The following is a 16,874-nucleotide window of genomic DNA, read 5'->3' on the forward strand; positions in this document are numbered from 1 at the left end:
AGCATCACGGACTAAGAGCATGAAGCGTAAACCGGCTGATTTGACCCTACGGGAAACATTGCGCTGGGAACCCGAAACCGGTTTCCGGCGGCTGGAACAGCACATGCGCCGTCTGCTGCGCTCGGCCGACGCGCTGGGCTTTCGCGCGCCTGCCGATACGGCTAAGGCGCTGAACGCTGCGGTCAGCGGCAGCGAGCCGATGACCGTGCGTGTAGTGATGAACTACAAGGGCGAATTGGACATCGCCGCCGAACCCTTCATTCCGCTTTGTGAGGGTGCCGTCTGGCGGGTGAAGATTGCGGAGAAGACGCGTCTGGATTCCAGCGACACCTTCTACCGCCACAAATCCTCGCGCCGCGAACCCTATGATGCCGCACGCGCGGAGTTTTCAGCCAAGGAAGCGGACGAAGTCCTGCTTTTGAACGAGCGCGGCGAAATTTGCGAGGGATCCACCACCAGCGTCTTTGTGGAGGGTGCGGAAGGCCAATTGCTGACCCCGCCACTCGACAGCGGCATTCTGCCGGGCGTGCTGCGCGCCGATCTTATTCGGGAACGCAAGGCCCGCGGACAGGCACTGAGGCCGCAGGATTTGGCGGGACGGAAGCTGTTTGTTGGTAATTCATTGCATGGGTTGGTGGCGGCGGAATTGGTGTGAGGTAAGCGGCCACGCTTTCGTTGGCTTTACGTTTATGCACCGCGGGTGTGGCTACCCCCTCTGCCCTGCCGGGTATCTCCCCCACAAGGAGGGAGATCGGCAGGAGGCATGCTCCCACTCCATCCGCAGCAGTAGCGATGGGCAAGAGGTTTCAACGAGTCGATCTCCCCCCTTGAGGGGGAGATGTCCGGCAGGGCAGAGCGACTGTCTTGGCAGTCAAGCGTTTTGCCATGGTTTATTCTCCCGGATGATGGCGTTGAGGATGGTGAGTAGCTTGCGCATGGTGGCCACGATGGCGACGATCTTGGGCTTGCCGGATGCCACGAGACGATCGCGGAATTCCTTGAGCAACGGATTGTGGCGAGATGCGACCAGTGCTGCCATGAACAGCACCGCCCGCACCTTGGAGCGCCCGCCACCGATGAAGCTCTTGCCTTTCCACTTGCCCGATTGCCGCGTCCATGGTGCCAGTCCCGCAAGGGATGCGATCTGTCGGCGGTTGAGGCTGCCAAGTTCCGGCATTTCGGCCAGAAGCGTGCGTGCCGTGGCCCGCCCGACACCTGGAACCGAGGTCAGCAGTGCTTCGCGCACACGCCACAAGGGGGACTTGCGGATATGCTCATCCATATCCGTGTCAATGCTGTCCTTCTCGCGGTTGAGCGCAGCCAACAACCGTTTGATGCTTTTGTGGGTGGTCTTGTCCAACGCCATCCGCAACCGGTTCTCTTCGGCCACGATCATCTGAACGATCTGCCGTCTGCGATCGACAAGGGCCGATAACGCCTGGGTTTGCGCATCGGGCAGCGACCGGATCTGCGGTTTCGTCGCCACGACGAAAGCGGCAATCAGGGCTGCATCGATCGCATCGGTCTTGGCACGCCGACCGATGGCGTTGGCATAGGCCCGGACCTGCGCCGGGTTGACGACGATCACGCAGATGTCGCACGCCGCAAGCTTTGCCACCGCCAGCGTTTCGAAGCCGCCCGTCGCCTCCACGGCCACGAGATCAACCTTTTCCGCCTTGAGGCGCTTCACCAGCTCTTCGATGCCGTCATGGTCGTTCCCGACGAAAAAGCTTGTACCTGAGGGTGAAACCGCAACGTCGAGGCTATCCTTGGAGACATCTATACCAACGGTTATATCCATCTTATCCCATCCTTGCCTAAGCGGGCTTTGCGTGCGCAAGCGGCCCTGGCGACTGTTCGGGTTCGATGGAACGGCGGATGCACGACCGGGCTCTGCCACGGGCTTAGTGTCCCTAAGGGGCTTCGGTCTCACATCCGCCACCGCACCGGGCAGTACACACCCAAATGACGGTGAAGGGAAGTTACAAGGGGGGTAAGCCCCACCCAAAACAGCCCAACATTACCGCCCCTCACCCCAACACCCATTCCACCCGTGACCGCCCTTTTTGCTTCGCTTCATACAACGCACGGTCGGCCCGCTGATATAGCTCCGTACTACTCTCCCCCGGTTGGAACAGCGCAAGTCCTGCCGAGCAGCTGTAACAAAAATCCGCAGCGCCCGGAAAAGGGCATGATGTCCGCACCTTTTCTAACAGCCGCTCCACGATGCCGATGCACTCGGACAACACAGTTCGGGGCATGATGAGAGCGAATTCCTCGCCGCCGACCCGACCGAACGTGTCGGAGCGGCGGATGGTGGAATGGGCGATGCGCACGAAATCACGCAGGACGATATCCCCGCCCTGATGACCGAAACGGTCGTTGATGCCTTTGAAGAAATCAATGTCCATGATGCAGAGCCCAAACGGGCTTTCGAGGCCCTTCTGGACATTCTCGACCTGTACGGCAAGTTTGGTGAAGACAAAGCGGCGGTTGGCGGTTCCGGTCAGTTCATCGGTCTGGGCGGCACGCATGGCAATGTCGCGGTCTTGCCGCAAGCTGCGCTGGTTCTGTCGCAATTCGGTGATATCGCTGCCCACGCACAGCATCCAGCCATCCGCCTGTACCGTCTCCGTCATCCAGATCCAGCGCCCGTCATGCAGGTCTAGCTCCAGCCCGCGAAACGGCAGCTTGCCGCGACGTGACTGCGCCGACAGAAACCACGCCTCGTAATCGGACGTGGTGATGATCAGGCCTTTCCGATCGCGGTAGTTCGCCAGCAGAAGGTCAGCCCATGTCGGGAATGCGTCATCAGGAACATTGAAGGCCTGCCGAAACGCACGATTGGCGTGGCGAAGCCTGTCTTCCGTGTCGTAAAGGGCGATAAAGACAGGCGTCATGTCCTGAAGCGCGATGACGCGCTCGATAAGACTATCCAAACTGGCAGTCTCCTGACGCACTCTCGTTTTCTCCGGTTGAACCTAACTGCAACTTCTGATCCGCCCCATTATAATTGACGAATTGAAAATTCGTAGTCCGAAGCTATATCGATGATTTTATCAGGGGCCGGGGCCTGACGATTTACCCTTTGCGCAATCTTCATACGCCCGTCATCCGGCTACCCTTTATTGTTGGTGGGTATTCATTTAGCTTAAGCATTGTCTTCACAAAGGAAATTCAGAATGACGGACGTTGAACATCCGATTTACGGCGAAATTACCGGTCCCATCATCATGATCGGTTTCGGCTCCATCGGGCGCGGCACGCTTCCCTTGCTGGAGCGGCACTTCAAGTTCGACCTGTCCAGGCTCGTCGTCATCGATCCACGTGAAGACATCGCCGAGTATCTTCAAAGCCGCAACATCCGGCATGTGCGCGAGCATCTGACCAAGGAAAACTACAAGGATGTGCTGAAGCCGCTCGTCAAGAATGTGGAAGGCCAAGGTTTCTGCGTCAACCTATCCGTAGATGCCTCCTCCGTGGATCTGATGAAGCTGTGCCGCAAATACGGCATGCTCTACATCGACACCGTCGTCGAACCCTGGCCCGGCTTTTACTTCGATACCGATGCGGACAATGCCGCGCGCACGAACTATGCGCTGCGCGAAACCATGCTGAGGGAAAAGGCCAAGCGCCCCGGCGGCACGACGGCTGTTTCCACCTGCGGCGCAAACCCCGGCATGGTCTCGTGGTTCGTCAAACAGGCGCTGGTCAATCTGGCAAACGATACGGGCCTCGAATTCGAAGAGCCGGCAGCGCATGATCGCGAAGGCTGGGCGAAGCTGATGCAGACGCTGGGCGTCAAGGGCGTCCACATTGCCGAGCGCGACACCCAGCGCGCAAAAGACCCCAAGCCGTTCAACACCTTTTGGAACACGTGGTCGGTCGAAGGCTTCATTGCCGAGGGCATGCAACCGGCGGAACTGGGTTGGGGCAGCCACGAAAAATGGATGCCGAAGAACGCCAAGAAGCAGAAGAAAGGCCGCAAGGCCGCCATCTTCCTTGACCAGCCCGGCGCCACCACCCGCGTGCGCACATGGTGCCCGACGCTAGGGGCGCAATACGGCCTGCTCGTGACCCACAATGAAGCGATATCGATTTCCGACTATTTCACCGTGCGTGACAAGCGTGGCCATGTCGATTTTCGTCCGACCTGCCATTACGCCTATCACCCGTGCAACGATGCGGTGTTGTCGCTCTACGAAATGTTCGGCAATGGCGGCGCAGCCCAGCCGGTGCAGCACGTCTTGACCGAGGGCGAGCTGACCGATGGCGCTGACGAACTCGGCGTGCTGCTCTACGGCCATGAGAAGAATGCCTACTGGTACGGCTCACGCCTGACGCTGGAAGAGGCTCGGAAGCTTGCTCCTAACCAGAATGCGACTGGACTTCAGGTCAGCTCTGCCGTGTTGGCGGGCATGGTCTGGGCGCTGGAAAATCCGCAAGCCGGTATCGTCGAGGCAGACGAGGTGGATTACCGCCGCTGCCTCAGCATCCAGCGTCGCTATCTCGGGCCCGTCGAAGGACATTATACCGACTGGACACCGCTTGAAGGCAGGCCCGGTCTCTTCCCAGAAGATATCGATGCGGATGATCCATGGCAGTTCCGCAATATTCTGGTGCGCGGATAGAGCCGCTACACGCCCTCTGGTGCCGGTTTGCAACGCTCTCATTTTTGTGGAGGCCCTTGGGAACCGGTGCATAGAGGTCGTCGTTCGCTTGCAATAAAACCAACTTCAATCCATGGTCTTTTCACAGAGATCGACAAGAATCGCAGGAGACGAAAGAGATGAATTTCAAGACAGGCGCCGCCTTGGTTCTGGCCGCAATTGCCGCCTCTTCATGCGCTCCTAACGCGCCATCGCCTCGCCCCATGGCATCCGCCATGCCGCAGGGTCCGGCTGTTGATGGCCGCTGGGTGGACAAGAACGGCATCGTCTCCACCTTCCAGGCGGGCGCCTTCTCCACACGCTCGACAGACAGCAATACGCTGCTGGCATCCGGCACCTATGTGACGCTGTCGCCAACGCTTTACGAGATCAACATGACCTCGCTGGTGCGCAACACGCAGTCGCGCGTTAATTGCGCGCTGATCTCCCGTTCGCAGCTCAACTGCACCACGGATAGCAACAGCCAATTCACGCTGACGCGTCAGGGCTGAGCCAGCAAAACAGAGTGCTTGCGTTAATTTCAACGCGCGCGTGCAGCGCGCGTTTTTTATTTGCACAACCCTGTCATATTTCTACTTGCGGCAGATGCTGCGAGATGAAAACATCGCCTTTGAACCAGTGTCATGATTTCGCAGTAGCTATGGCAGCAGGACGAGCCTTCCGGCTTCGTACACGGCAAACAGGAGAGAGAAGACGATGAACAGGATTTTGAGATTTGGCCTGATGACCGCCTCGGTCGTTGCGCTTTCCGCCGGTGCGGCTCTGGCCGATTACCAACTCAATATTCTCCACATCAACGATCTGCATTCGCGTATCGAAGCGATCAACAAGTTCGACTCCACCTGCTCCACGGCTGAAGCCGACAAGAAAGAATGCTTCGGCGGCATCGCCCGCGTCAAAAGCGCCATCGACGCCCGCCGCACAGAGCTTGGCGCCAATGCCAACATTCTCGTGCTGGATGCTGGCGACCAGTTTCAGGGTTCGCTGTTCTACACACAGTATAAAAGCGGTCCCGTTGCCGAATTCATGAACGGCATCGGTTTCGACGCCATGGCCATCGGCAACCACGAATTCGATGATGGTCCGGCGGAACTGCTGAAGCTCATCAATGCGGTCAAGTTCCCGATCATTTCCGGCAACACCAAGATTGCCGATGGCTCCGAGCTGAAAGACAAGTTCAAGGGTTACATCATCAAGGAAATGGGCGGCCAGAAGGTTGCCGTCGTATCCGTGCTGGCCACAGACACCAACGAAACATCGTCCCCCGGCGACAAGGTCACGTTTGAAAACGAGATCGAGTATCTGAAGGGTGCCGTCAAGGAAATCCAGGATCAGGGCGTCAACAAGATCGTTGTGCTATCGCATGTCGGTTACGTCAAGGATCAGGAAATCGCCCGCTCGGTCGATGGTATCGACGTCATCGTCGGCGGCCACAGCCACACGCTGCTCTCCAGCACCGATCCGAAGGCCGCAGGTCCCTACCCCACGCTGGTCAAAGACCCATCTGGCGTCGATGTTCCGATCGTCACCGCCTATGCCTACTCCAAATATCTCGGCGATCTGACTGTCACCTTCGACGATAACGGCGTGGTGAAGTCCACCAGCGGCGCACCGAAGCTGCTCGATGCATCCGTCACACCGGACGAAGCCTTCACCAAGCGCGTCGCCGAACTGGCTGCTCCGCTTGAAGAAATGAAGCAAAAGGAAATCGGCACCAGCGAAGCGGCCATCGATGGCGCGCGCGAAGTCTGCCGCGTCAAGGAATGCACCATGGGCAACCTGGTGTCGGATGCGCTGCTCGACCGCGTGAAGGATCAGGGCATGACCATCGCCATCCAGAACGGCGGCGGTTTGCGCGCTTCCATCGATGCCGGTCCTGTGACCATGGGCGAAGTGCTGACGGTTCTGCCATTCCAGAACTCCATCGCCACCTTCCAGATCAAGGGCGTCGATCTCGTCGCAGCGCTTGAAAATGGTGCGAGCCAGATCGAGGAAGGCGCAGGCCGCTTCGTGCAAACGGCTGGCCTGAAATACAGCTTCGACCGCTCCAAGCCAGCCGGCAGCCGCATCGTCTCCGTCGAGGTCAAGGAAGGCGATAACTTCGTCAAACTTGACCCTGAAAAGACCTATGGCGTGGTGACCAACAACTATACCCGCACCGGCGGCGATGGCTTCAAGACCTTCGCAACCAAGGCCATCAACCCCTACGACTTCGGACCAAGCCTTGAAGATGCCGTCGCCGCCTATATCGGTTCGCACAGCCCCTACAAGCCTTACACCGATGGCCGCGTGATGGATGTAACGCCAGCCGACTACGTGGCACCTCCAAAGGAAGCCAAGCCAGCAACACCTGCGGCCCCTGCACCTGCAACAACTGCGCAGGCTCCAGCTGCCACGGCACCTGCGGCTCCCGCTCCAGCCGCAACGGCGCCAACCACCCCGGCACCGGCAACCACGACATCGGCCCCTGCCACGACACCAGCCGCTGCTGGGAAATACGTCGTTGCACGCGGTGACTCGCTGTGGAAAATCGCTGCCGAGAAATACGGCAACGGCGCAGAGTGGAAGAAGATCGCTGAAGCCAACGCGCTGAAGCGTCCAAACCACATCGAAGTTGGTGAAGAACTGAACGTTCCGGCGCAGTAATTGTTCGATATCACTCTATCGAAGCCTGCTCGGTAACGGGCTTCGATAGAAGACTCTATTTTTGACCGCGGACGCATAAATGCCGTTTGCAGCAGAGGTCAGTGGGTGTGGCTCACCCCCCTCTGTCCTGCCGGACATCTCCCCCTCAAGGGGGGAGATCGATATGCTGCGACGTTGCGGCTATCTTCAGCGTCGATCGTTTTAGCGAAGGTCTCTCGCCTTGCCGATCTCCCCCCTTGAGGGGGAGATGTCCGGCGAGCCACACCCACTGACCTCTACCGCATCACTGTTCAGAACTCAGATGGCTACACTTATATCCATATATCACTCAGTCCTCACCACGCGTTGAAATGCCGCGCAGGTTCTATCAAAAATCAATTCAGATTGGCGGATCAATGCTCTACAACATGATCCAACACGATGGTCCTGGCGTATGTCTGGCCAAACAATGTAGGTTCAGGACGATGATCGAAGATAACTCCACGCTTCAAACCGCTCATTTCCCGGCAGATCACCCGAAGGTCGCCTTCGGCAAGGTCGGCGTTCTCCTTGTCAATCTCGGCACACCCGATGGCACCGACTACAAATCGATGCGCCGTTATCTGGCGGAGTTTTTGAGCGACAAGCGCGTTATCGAGTGGTCGCGGCTGTTCTGGTACCCCATTCTCTACGGCATCGTGCTCAACAAGCGCCCGCAGAAAGTGGGCAAGGCCTATGAGGAAATCTGGAACCACGATCTGAACGAGAGCTACCTGCGCACCTACACCCGCAACCAGGGCGAGGCGCTTGGAAAGATGCTGACAGACCTGCCCAATGTGGTGGTCGATTGGGGCATGCGTTATGGCAACCCGAGCATTGCCGAACGCATGGACGCGCTGAAGGCGCAAGGCTGTGAAAAAATCCTGCTGTTTCCGCTCTATCCGCAATTTGCGGCGGCAACGACGGCCACCGTCAACGACAAGGCCTTCGAATATCTGATGAAGCAGCGCTGGCAACCTGCGCTGCGCACCGTGCCGCCCTACCACGATGACGAAACCTATATCGATGCGCTCGCCAACTCCGTCAAAGCGCATCTGGCGACGCTGGATTGGGAGCCTGAAAAAATCCTCGCCTCCTTCCACGGCATTCCGCAGTCCTACTTCAAAAAGGGCGACCCCTATCATTGCCAGTGCATGAAGACGGGTCGCCTGCTGCGCGAAAAACTGGGATTGGATAAGGACCGCTTCATGATCACCTTCCAGTCCCGTTTCGGGCCGGAAGAATGGTTGCAGCCCTACACTGACAAGACGGTGGAGAAGCTTGCCAAGGAAGGCGTCAAGCGCATTGCGGTCATGAATCCGGGTTTCGTGTCCGACTGTCTGGAGACGCTGGAAGAAATCGCGGGCGAAGCTGGCGAAATCTTTCACCACAACGGTGGCGAGAAGTTTTCACATATCCCTTGCCTGAACGACAGTTCAGAGGGTATGCGGGTTCTCGAAAAGGTTGTACGCAGGGAGTTGCAGGGCTGGGTGTAAACGCAGCCGACATAAGACCTAGCAGCATATGAGGGAGATGGGGATGTTTGATCTGGGTGGTTTCGATATTGTCGTGATCGTCGTCGTGGGGCTCGTCATTCTGACGCTGTTTGCCGGCATCAAGACGGTGCCGCAGGGCTATCGCTACACGGTGGAACGCTTCGGGCGCTACACGCGCACCCTCGAACCTGGCCTCAATATCATCGTTCCGTTCATCGAAAGCATCGGAACGCGCATGAATGTCATGGAGCAGGTGCTGGATATTTCACGCCAGGAAGTTATCACGCGTGACAACGCCAGCGTCACCGCAGATGCCGTTGCCTTCTATCAGGTGCTGAACGCGGCGCAGGCCGCCTATCAGATTTCCAATCTGGAAAATGCCATCCAGAACCTGACCATGACCAACATCCGTTCGGTCATGGGCTCGATGGATCTTGACGAGCTTCTCTCCAACCGTGACGCCATCAATGAACGCCTCCTGCGTGTTGTCGATGAAGCCGTTGGGCCATGGGGCATCAAGGTCACGCGCATCGAAATCAAGGACATCGCGCCGCCAAAGGATCTCGTGGAATCCATGGGCCGCCAGATGAAGGCGGAACGTGAAAAGCGCGCACAGGTTCTGGAAGCGGAGGGGTCGCGCGCTGCGCAGATCCTGCGCGCCGAAGGGGCCAAGCAATCCGCCATCCTCGAGGCCGAGGGCCAGCGCGAAGCCGCCTTCCGCGATGCTGAAGCGCGCGAACGTCTGGCCGAAGCGGAGGCCAACGCCACCCGCATGGTCTCGGAAGCCATCGCCGCAGGTGATATCCACGCCATCAACTACTTCATCGCCCAGAAATACACCGAAGCCATGGCGGCCATCGGTACCGCGAAGAATTCCAAGATCGTGCTGATGCCGATGGAAGCTTCTTCGCTGATCGGCTCGCTCGGCGGTATCGGCGCCATTGCCAAGGAAGTGTTCGGTCGCGGAAGCGATGCGCCGTCCGCACCCGAAACCCCTGCCCCGACACGCCAGCGCAGCTCCGTTCCGCCGTCCTCCAGCCGCCCATCGGCCCAGACCATCAATGTGACCATCCCCAACAACCCGTTCGGCCCGTCATCGGAGAGATGAGATGATCGCGAGACTCGTCACCGATCTCGGCCCGTGGAGCTGGTGGATACTGGCGGCCCTGCTGCTGGCCGCAGAATTGCTGGCACCCGGCGTGTTCCTAATCTGGATCGGTGCCGCCGCCCTCGTCATCGGCGCCATCTCGCTGGCGCTGTGGGACACTGCCATCTGGAGTTGGCAGCTGCAATTGTTGCTATTTGCCGTCCTGTCGATCGCATTCGCGCTTCTTGGCCGCCGATATTACGGCAGAGACCACGCCAAAACCGACGAGCCCTTCCTCAACCAGCGCGAAGCCAGCCTCATCGGCCGCACAGCCACCTTGCATGAGCCGATTGCGGAAGGCCGTGGTCGTATCAAGCTGGATGACACATGGTGGCCCGTACAGGGCGAGGACGCACCTGCCGGTGCCCGAGTCCGCATCGCATCCGCCCACGGGCGCACGCTCACCGTGGAGCAGGTTCCGAACTGACAAGCTGCGGGTTTCACGCACACCTCGTGAGCGCTCGGTTCGCCCTTTGGCTGATTCGAGTCTCATCATCTGAGCGCTATGCTGCACTGCACCATGCAACTGGTGCATCTCTTATCTTCCTGAAAATCAATTCTGAATTCGATAGCGATGCTGTAGGCATGCTGTCCATTGTCAGATGGATAAAAAGGTTTTCAAGACATGGATTTGCAGCCACCCGCAGATATGGAACTGACCCTACGTACCCTCGCCATGCCCGCCGACGCCAACCCGGCAGGCGATATTTTCGGCGGATGGGTCATGTCACAGATGGACTTGGCCGCCTTCGTGCGCGCCAATGATGTGGCAGGCGGTCGCACGGTCACGGTGGCCGTCAACGAAATCGTCTTCAAGAAACCGGTCAAGATCGGCGACACGCTCTGCGTCTACACCCGCATCGAAAAAGTAGGCCGCACGTCCATCACCCTCAAAATAGAAGCCTGGACCCGCCGCCACTCGCAACAATCCCGCGACAAGGTCACGGAAGCGGTGTTCATCATGGTGGCCGTGGATGACGAGGGCAACCCGAGGGCGGTCGGTGGCTAACCCACCACTCAGCTAGAAGCGCTCTTTAATGGCGTTGCTGAGTGTCGTTGCAACAAACGCAAAATCGGATTTGCTTAGAACTTCACGCCCAGACCAACCCGCACAGCGTTCTGATCGATATCACCGTTGAGCAAAGGGCCTAACGCGCCGTAATCGTAGTTTTTGTCGCCGAAGTCAGTATAGCGGTATTCAACGCGGCCGAAAATCATGTCGGTGAACGCGTAATCAACACCAGCACCGACCGTGTAGCCGTTAAAGGTCTCTTTGTTCTTTGGAAATCCCGGCGTCACAAGATAGCCGCGTCCGACAGCCCAGCCAGCGGTGCCGTAAACGAGAGCCCGGTCGAATGCGTAACCCGCGCGGGCCCGAACAGAGCCCTGCCAGTCCAAGCCGTATTCGAACCGGTCAGGCGCAAGTATTGTCAGCGTGCCATCGCCCCAATTGCCGTCGAAATCGCCTTCCACACCGAGAACCCAATTGTTGTTGAACTGGTGGTTGTACCCTGCAAAGGCTCCCAGAACGCCACCGTTGAAATTGGCTTCCAGCGGTATCGCCGCGATGCCGGAGATATCCTGATTGTCCCACGCATATCCGCCCTGCACACCAGCTGTGAAGCCGGTCCATGAGAACGCCTGTCCGGAAATGGCCACAGGTGCCTGCGGTGCCTCGTAAAATGCATCCGCAGCCATCACGGTTGAAGCGGTCAGAGCAAAAGCTGTGGCAATGACGATTTTTTTCATTTTGGGCACTCTGGTTGTGTTGGTTTTAATATGTAACCAACGCCAGAAAAATGCTGTAGCGCCGCCGCAACAAAGCAAGAGTTTGCTTTCATTCGGCTGAGGCATTTTCAAAGACAGAAATTTCCAGCCTCTCATTGCAGGCAGAAGGGGGCTCGCAGTACGGTTGGCCAAAACGCAAAAAGGTCTCGCAATTTCTTGCAAGACCTTCACGCATGAAATCGGATGGTGGGCGTGACAGGGATTGAACCTGTGACCCCTACGATGTCAACGTAGTGCTCTCCCGCTGAGCTACACGCCCTCCGTTGAGGCGCATAAATCACAAAACCGGAGGAAGCGTCAACTGCTTTTTTTCAGTTTTGTGAAAGGTTTATGCGAGGCCTTACGCCACAAGGAGTTTGTTCACTTCGTCGACCAGATCGCGCAGGTGGAAAGGCTTGGAAAGGACCTTTGCGTCCTTCGGTGCCTTCGAATCAGCGTTGAGGGCGACAGCTGCGAAGCCGGTGATGAACATGACCTTGAGGTCGGGGTCGAGTTCGGTGGCGCGGCGGGCCAGTTCGATGCCGTCCATTTCCGGCATGACGATGTCGGTCAGCAGCAGCGAGAAGGGCTCTTCACGAAGCCGGTCATAGGCGCTTGCGCCGTTGTCGAAGGAGGAAACCTTGTAACCAGCTTTCTCCAGCGCCTTCACGAGGAAGCGGCGCATATCATTGTCATCTTCCGCAAGAAGAATTTTCTGTACCATTTAAATGACCGTAACTTCTGATTTATTGGGAATACCTTATCCCGATCATACCGCATTCTCAGTAAATATCATGTGAACGGTAGAATCAGGACTCGGACGACTGCTGCACAGTATGGACTTGCTCTGCCTTAACTGGCAACATGAAGCTTCTGGCAGAATTATGACATGGTAAACGGGGCGGAATGGACTGGGTCACGGGCGAGTACGAACTCTTCGAGGTGCACGAACCCGCCGTTCACAGCATTCCGTTCGTATATAACTCCCCCCATAGCGGTCGCTGCTACCCCGTTTCTTTCCTCGAATCATCCCGGCTGAACGCCTATGAAATCCGAAGATCAGAGGATCATTACGTCGATGAGCTGTTTTCCGGGGCGACCGATATCGGCGCGCCTATGCTCAAGGCCAACTTTCCCCGCGCCTATCTGGATGTGAACCGCGAGCCATATGAGCTTGATCCGCGCATGTTCGATGGCGCCTTGCCGTCATACGCCAATATAGGCTCCATGCGCGTGGCGGGCGGCCTTGGCACCGTGCCGCGCATCGTGGCTGAGAACATGGATATCTACGCTCATCGCCTGTCCGTGGATGAAGGCATCAGCCGCGTCGAAAGCATCTACAAGCCTTATCACGCCTGCCTGCGCAAGCTCGTGTCGCGCACCCACGCCAGTTTCGGCATGGCAGTGCTGATCGATTGCCACTCCATGCCGGGCAATATCCGGCTTGCCAGTTCCAACATCCGCCCGGACGTCATCATCGGCGACCGTTACGGCACCAGCGCGTCTGCGGAAATATCCCGCGCGGCCCTTTATTTTCTGGAAGAGCTGGGCTTTACCGCCGTCTGCAACAAGCCTTATGCGGGCGGCTTCATAACAGAACATTATGGACGCCCAACCCGCTCGCTGCACGCCTTGCAGATCGAGGTCAGCCGGGCACTGTATGTGGACGAGAAAACGCTTCTGAAAACGGCTGAGTTCTATGCCGTGCAATCTGCGCTCGATACCTTCATGCGCCAGCTCTCGGCATTCGTGTCGGAATACGCCCTCGACATGGCCTTCGCCGCCGAATAGCGGCCTCCTTCCCCAGCGCTTTTTAAAAACACCGCCACGCGGCCAAAAAAAACCGCGCCTTGGCGCGGTCAAGTCTAGGGAGGAAACACCCAAGGAGGGTATTTACAGTCAAAGACTGTGTCATGAAGCTACTGACAACATGCTCATTTGTCAATCAATTTTATTTCCGCCTACATTATATGCAATTTATCGCGCGCTGCGCGTTTATTGGTCGGCGCTAAATCGAAATTGCTTCATTTTGAGTTTCAGGCAGCGCGACACATCGTGGTGGACGTCAGCCATGGAAGCGGGTTATGTCCTCTTCGGGTTCAAAATGGTGAGGTTCTGATGCTGCCAGATCGCGATTTCTTCTTTCGTATTGCCGATGCCGCCAAGGCGGAAACGCTGCCACGGTTTCGCATCGGCACCGCCGTCGCCAACAAGCAGGATGGCGGATATGATCCGGTGACGGAGGGCGATCAGGCGGCGGAAACGGCCATTCGCGCTCTGATCACGGAGCATTTTCCTGACCACGGCATTTTGGGTGAAGAGCACGGTAGCGTGGGGATCGATCGCGAACATGTCTGGGTCATCGATCCCATCGACGGCACCCGCGCCTTCATCTCGGGCCTGCCGGTCTGGGGCACGCTGATCGGCTTTCAGTCTTCTGGCCGCGCCACCATGGGTGTGATGGACCAACCCTTTACCGGCGAGCGTTATTTTGCCGATGGACAGGCCTCTTGGTATTTCGGCCCCGGCGGCGACCGACAGATCAAGACCCGCGCATGCGAGACGCTGGCGGACGCCATTCTGTTCACCACCTCCCCGCATATCTTCACCCCGCAGGAAGCCGCCCGTTACAAACCGGTGGAAGAACAGGTGCGCCTGTTCCGCTATGGCGTGGATTGCTATGCCTACGCCCTGCTGGCCGCCGGTCATGTCGATCTCGTCATCGAATCCGGCCTGAAACCCTATGATGTCGGCGCACTCATTCCCATCATCGAACAGGCAGGGGGCGTCATCACCAACTGGGATGGCGGCAGGCCGGAGGCAGCCGGTCGCATCATCGCCGCTGGCAGCAAGGCCTTGCACGAACAGGCGCTTGCGCATCTTTCAGGAATGTAAGTCCATTGCGCGGTTAAGTTGCTGTTATTTTCGCGCCAACACCGCGATATATCGCCAAAACTGCAGACCATCCTCGAGAAATGAAAGCGATGAGACGAAAAAGTAACCGTTGGTTAACCATACTACGGCACTCTGGCGTTGAATTCTTTTATCTTCATCTACTGATATACGCGAGGATCGCTATGGCATATGACTGGAGTGGGAATACCGTCAAGCAACAGCGTTGCGACTGGGTCATCATCGCTGCTTTGCTCGCTCTAGCCATCGTCGTCATGGCGACACCACTGGCGCTCATGCGCGGAGCAACACCAACATCCGTTTTCGACACGACATCCGTGGACGCCAGCCCGAAGCTGGCAAAACTCTAAGCTCTACGCCTTGATCAGATCGAGATGCAGCACGCGCGGCGACAGGACCTGAAGAATGGTCTCAGAGCGGCCAATATAGACAATCGCGGTATCGGTCATGCCAGCCAGCACGGCAGACAGCGTATCGACCGTTTCTTTCTCCAGCCCTTCCAGGAGGTCGTCGATAAATAGCCAGCGCGGTTTCAGCAAAACAGCATTGGCCACCCGAACGCAGGCTTGCTCGTCGGAATCAAACTTCTTGTCCCAGCGAATATTGTCGTCCATGCGCGGGATGATGTGGCCGAGACCGCATTGCTGCATGGCATCCAGAAAATCCTGTTCCTTGAACTTCTGCGGGCTGCGCGGATAGCACAGAATCTCACGCAAGGGGGCTGCCGGTAAATATCCGTGCTGTGCGATGAATAGCGTTTCCTCTCGCGGCGGCATGGAAATGGTGCCGCGCCCCCAAGGCCACAGCCCGGCAATGGCGGCAAAGAACAGGCGACGGTTGACGCCCTGGTCGCCGTTGACCATCAGCCGGTCTCCGACATTGATCTCCACCGGCGCCTCGCGCAGACGGAACACACGCGACATATCCTGCCCGCCAACCTCAGGGCATATCTCGACGGATGTCAGCCGGATCGAACCGGTCGTGGTCCGTTCGATGTCGATGGCGTTGCCGTGGCGCTCCACGCTGTCCATCTGGATCAGGGCATTGCGGAAAACAGAGACGCGCTGCAAATTGGCTTTCCACGCAGCGATCGGGCCGAAATTGTCGATGTACCAGCGCAGTGCCACATTGACCTGATTGAAGGCGCCCACCGCCATCATCAGCCCGCCGAAGCTTAAATGCCCGGAGAAGTAAACCGGGGCAGCGATCAGAATGGGAGCAACGATGGCAAGCCAGCCGTAGCCTGACGATACCCACGTCAGATGCGTCAGCGCCATGGCAAGGCCACGAATGACGACCAGAACAGCGTTGATGTCTTCACCGATGCGATGACGCTCGTTCTTTTCGCCGCGCGCCAGCGTAATCGCCGTCAGGTTTTCGCTGGCCCGCATCAGGGAAAAGCGTAGCTCCGCTTCCTTGGAATAGCGCTCCGCATTCAGCGGCACCAGCCGGTAACCGACAAGGTTGCTCAGCAGCGATGCCGAGCCCGCATAAATCAGTGCCGCCCAGACCATATAGCCCGGTATTTCAACCATCTTGCCGCTGATCTCTATGGCAAAACCGGCAGACAGACCCCAGAGAACACCGATGAAGCTGACCAACAGAATGGTGGCGTTGACGAGGCCGATGGCCAGGGCCGTGCTGCTTTCAGCAAGGTTGCGCACATCGTCATGCAGGCGCTGGTCCGGGTTGACGGCAATGGCACCGAAGCCGGAAAGCCTTGCGGCCCGGCCCGGCTTAAACCACTGGTCGACCATGTCTTTCGCCAGGCCCTCGCGCATGTTCAGCGCCGTCATCTGGTTCAGCCAGGTCTGAAAGACGTTGAGAAGCAGCAGCGAGCCTGCAATCATCGCAAACACCTGAAGCTGGTGCAGAAACGAGTTCAGATCGCGCCGTTCCAGCGCGTTGTAGAAAGGTGCGTTCCACTCGTTCAGCTTGACCTGCCCATAGGCGGTGACAAGGATGATGGTCAGCAGCGCACACATCAGCGCAATCAGCCTGCCCCGGACGGGAGACGTCCAGAACGCACTACCCATCATCTTCAATTGAGACCTGAAATCCAGATCGAATGACGGGTGGCCGGTTGTCTCCGTGGACAGATTACCTTGCGCCATCAGTACCTTGCCATTTCCATAATGATTCGAATTCCAGCAGTTCTACAGGCGTCGACTATAGGTGCGTGTCGTGACAGCAATAGCATGACGCGGGGGCTTGTCT

Annotated in this window: 16 protein-coding genes and 1 tRNA gene; 11 read left to right on the forward strand and 6 right to left on the reverse strand. The window is 57.9% G+C overall.

All coding sequences use genetic code 11. The features are described 5' to 3' along the window. The first annotated feature begins 19 nt into the window (after nucleotides 1-19). The gene (locus HRR99_RS12230; RefSeq protein WP_233121912.1) at nucleotides 20-655 is read left to right on the forward strand and encodes an aminotransferase class IV family protein; all 636 of its coding nucleotides are present in this window, start codon (nucleotides 20-22) and stop codon (nucleotides 653-655) included. A 216-nt stretch (nucleotides 656-871) separates the two neighbouring features. On the opposite strand, the gene HRR99_RS12235 is transcribed toward HRR99_RS12230, so the two are convergent. Beyond that, nucleotides 872-1,801, reverse strand: coding sequence for an IS110 family RNA-guided transposase (locus tag HRR99_RS12235; protein ID WP_233121913.1), 930 nt, complete (start codon nucleotides 1,799-1,801; stop codon nucleotides 872-874). A 229-nt stretch (nucleotides 1,802-2,030) separates the two neighbouring features. Further along, nucleotides 2,031-2,939 (reverse strand): sensor domain-containing diguanylate cyclase, encoded by a 909-nt coding sequence (locus HRR99_RS12240; protein ID WP_233121914.1) that lies wholly within the window; start codon nucleotides 2,937-2,939, stop codon nucleotides 2,031-2,033. A gap of 243 nt (nucleotides 2,940-3,182) precedes the next feature. On the opposite strand from HRR99_RS12240, the gene HRR99_RS12245 reads away from it, so the two are divergent. From HRR99_RS12245 to HRR99_RS12275, 7 genes are all read left to right on the forward strand, one after another. Beyond that, entirely contained in the window at nucleotides 3,183-4,631 is a 1,449-nt protein-coding gene (locus tag HRR99_RS12245) for a homospermidine synthase (RefSeq protein ID WP_233121915.1), read from the forward strand. A gap of 158 nt (nucleotides 4,632-4,789) precedes the next feature. Continuing rightward, nucleotides 4,790-5,161: an outer membrane lipoprotein Omp10 gene (gene omp10 / locus HRR99_RS12250; protein ID WP_065701467.1), complete on the forward strand. Its 372-nt coding sequence runs from the start codon at nucleotides 4,790-4,792 to the stop codon at nucleotides 5,159-5,161. Nucleotides 5,162-5,366: 205 nt separating this feature from the next. After that, entirely contained in the window at nucleotides 5,367-7,316 is a 1,950-nt protein-coding gene (locus tag HRR99_RS12255) for a 5'-nucleotidase C-terminal domain-containing protein (RefSeq protein ID WP_233121916.1), read from the forward strand. Nucleotides 7,317-7,780: 464 nt separating this feature from the next. Next, the gene (gene hemH / locus HRR99_RS12260; protein ID WP_233121917.1) at nucleotides 7,781-8,830 is read left to right on the forward strand and encodes a ferrochelatase; all 1,050 of its coding nucleotides are present in this window, start codon (nucleotides 7,781-7,783) and stop codon (nucleotides 8,828-8,830) included. A 43-nt stretch (nucleotides 8,831-8,873) separates the two neighbouring features. Next, nucleotides 8,874-9,938, forward strand: a complete 1,065-nt coding sequence (locus HRR99_RS12265) for an SPFH domain-containing protein (RefSeq protein WP_233121918.1) — start codon at nucleotides 8,874-8,876, stop codon at nucleotides 9,936-9,938. A 1-nt stretch (nucleotide 9,939) separates the two neighbouring features. Continuing rightward, complete coding sequence (locus HRR99_RS12270; RefSeq protein WP_233121919.1) at nucleotides 9,940-10,404, forward strand: NfeD family protein; 465 nt, start codon at nucleotides 9,940-9,942, stop codon at nucleotides 10,402-10,404. Between the two features lie 198 nt (nucleotides 10,405-10,602). Further along, nucleotides 10,603-10,986, forward strand: a complete 384-nt coding sequence (locus HRR99_RS12275; protein WP_111837561.1) for an acyl-CoA thioesterase — start codon at nucleotides 10,603-10,605, stop codon at nucleotides 10,984-10,986. Nucleotides 10,987-11,060: 74 nt separating this feature from the next. On the opposite strand, the gene HRR99_RS12280 is transcribed toward HRR99_RS12275, so the two are convergent. The 3 genes from HRR99_RS12280 to cpdR all read right to left on the reverse strand — a co-directional run bounded on the left by HRR99_RS12280 (nucleotide 11,061) and on the right by cpdR (nucleotide 12,468). Then, on the reverse strand, nucleotides 11,061-11,726 hold the full coding sequence (locus HRR99_RS12280) for an outer membrane protein (protein WP_111837560.1): 666 nt from the start codon (nucleotides 11,724-11,726) through the stop codon (nucleotides 11,061-11,063). Nucleotides 11,727-11,949: 223 nt separating this feature from the next. Further along, nucleotides 11,950-12,024 (reverse strand) — tRNA-Val (locus HRR99_RS12285). 81 nt (nucleotides 12,025-12,105) lie between these two features. Further along, nucleotides 12,106-12,468 (reverse strand): cell cycle two-component system response regulator CpdR, encoded by a 363-nt coding sequence (gene cpdR, locus HRR99_RS12290; RefSeq protein WP_027675545.1) that lies wholly within the window; start codon nucleotides 12,466-12,468, stop codon nucleotides 12,106-12,108. A 182-nt stretch (nucleotides 12,469-12,650) separates the two neighbouring features. Here cpdR and HRR99_RS12295 point away from each other — a divergent pair, with 182 nt between their 5' ends. The 3 genes from HRR99_RS12295 to HRR99_RS12305 all read left to right on the forward strand — a co-directional run bounded on the left by HRR99_RS12295 (nucleotide 12,651) and on the right by HRR99_RS12305 (nucleotide 15,007). After that, the gene (locus HRR99_RS12295; protein ID WP_111837559.1) at nucleotides 12,651-13,535 is read left to right on the forward strand and encodes an N-formylglutamate amidohydrolase; all 885 of its coding nucleotides are present in this window, start codon (nucleotides 12,651-12,653) and stop codon (nucleotides 13,533-13,535) included. A gap of 327 nt (nucleotides 13,536-13,862) precedes the next feature. Continuing rightward, nucleotides 13,863-14,639, forward strand: coding sequence for a histidinol-phosphatase (gene hisN, locus HRR99_RS12300; RefSeq protein WP_233121920.1), 777 nt, complete (start codon nucleotides 13,863-13,865; stop codon nucleotides 14,637-14,639). A gap of 182 nt (nucleotides 14,640-14,821) precedes the next feature. Beyond that, nucleotides 14,822-15,007, forward strand: coding sequence for a hypothetical protein (locus HRR99_RS12305; protein WP_111837557.1), 186 nt, complete (start codon nucleotides 14,822-14,824; stop codon nucleotides 15,005-15,007). Between the two features lie 3 nt (nucleotides 15,008-15,010). On the opposite strand, the gene HRR99_RS12310 is transcribed toward HRR99_RS12305, so the two are convergent. Next, nucleotides 15,011-16,771, reverse strand: a complete 1,761-nt coding sequence (locus HRR99_RS12310) for an ABC transporter ATP-binding protein/permease (protein WP_112498621.1) — start codon at nucleotides 16,769-16,771, stop codon at nucleotides 15,011-15,013. Between the last annotated feature and the right edge of the window lie 103 nt (nucleotides 16,772-16,874).

This window comes from Agrobacterium vaccinii (assembly GCF_021310995.1).
Classification (GTDB): domain Bacteria; phylum Pseudomonadota; class Alphaproteobacteria; order Rhizobiales; family Rhizobiaceae; genus Agrobacterium; species Agrobacterium vaccinii.

Coding starts and splice junctions, on each gene's coding strand:
- HRR99_RS12310 (WP_112498621.1), bottom strand. CDS start 16,771: ATGGCGCAAGGTAATCTGTCCACGGAGACAACCGGCCACCCGTCATTC.
- HRR99_RS12275 (WP_111837561.1), top strand. CDS start 10,603: ATGGATTTGCAGCCACCCGCAGATATGGAACTGACCCTACGTACCCTC.
- hemH (WP_233121917.1), top strand. CDS start 7,781: ATGATCGAAGATAACTCCACGCTTCAAACCGCTCATTTCCCGGCAGAT.
- HRR99_RS12255 (WP_233121916.1), top strand. CDS start 5,367: ATGAACAGGATTTTGAGATTTGGCCTGATGACCGCCTCGGTCGTTGCG.
- HRR99_RS12230 (WP_233121912.1), top strand. CDS start 20: ATGAAGCGTAAACCGGCTGATTTGACCCTACGGGAAACATTGCGCTGG.
- HRR99_RS12305 (WP_111837557.1), top strand. CDS start 14,822: ATGGCATATGACTGGAGTGGGAATACCGTCAAGCAACAGCGTTGCGAC.
- HRR99_RS12270 (WP_233121919.1), top strand. CDS start 9,940: ATGATCGCGAGACTCGTCACCGATCTCGGCCCGTGGAGCTGGTGGATA.
- HRR99_RS12280 (WP_111837560.1), bottom strand. CDS start 11,726: ATGAAAAAAATCGTCATTGCCACAGCTTTTGCTCTGACCGCTTCAACC.
- HRR99_RS12235 (WP_233121913.1), bottom strand. CDS start 1,801: ATGGATATAACCGTTGGTATAGATGTCTCCAAGGATAGCCTCGACGTT.
- HRR99_RS12295 (WP_111837559.1), top strand. CDS start 12,651: ATGGACTGGGTCACGGGCGAGTACGAACTCTTCGAGGTGCACGAACCC.
- HRR99_RS12265 (WP_233121918.1), top strand. CDS start 8,874: ATGTTTGATCTGGGTGGTTTCGATATTGTCGTGATCGTCGTCGTGGGG.
- omp10 (WP_065701467.1), top strand. CDS start 4,790: ATGAATTTCAAGACAGGCGCCGCCTTGGTTCTGGCCGCAATTGCCGCC.
- hisN (WP_233121920.1), top strand. CDS start 13,863: ATGCTGCCAGATCGCGATTTCTTCTTTCGTATTGCCGATGCCGCCAAG.
- HRR99_RS12245 (WP_233121915.1), top strand. CDS start 3,183: ATGACGGACGTTGAACATCCGATTTACGGCGAAATTACCGGTCCCATC.
- cpdR (WP_027675545.1), bottom strand. CDS start 12,468: ATGGTACAGAAAATTCTTCTTGCGGAAGATGACAATGATATGCGCCGC.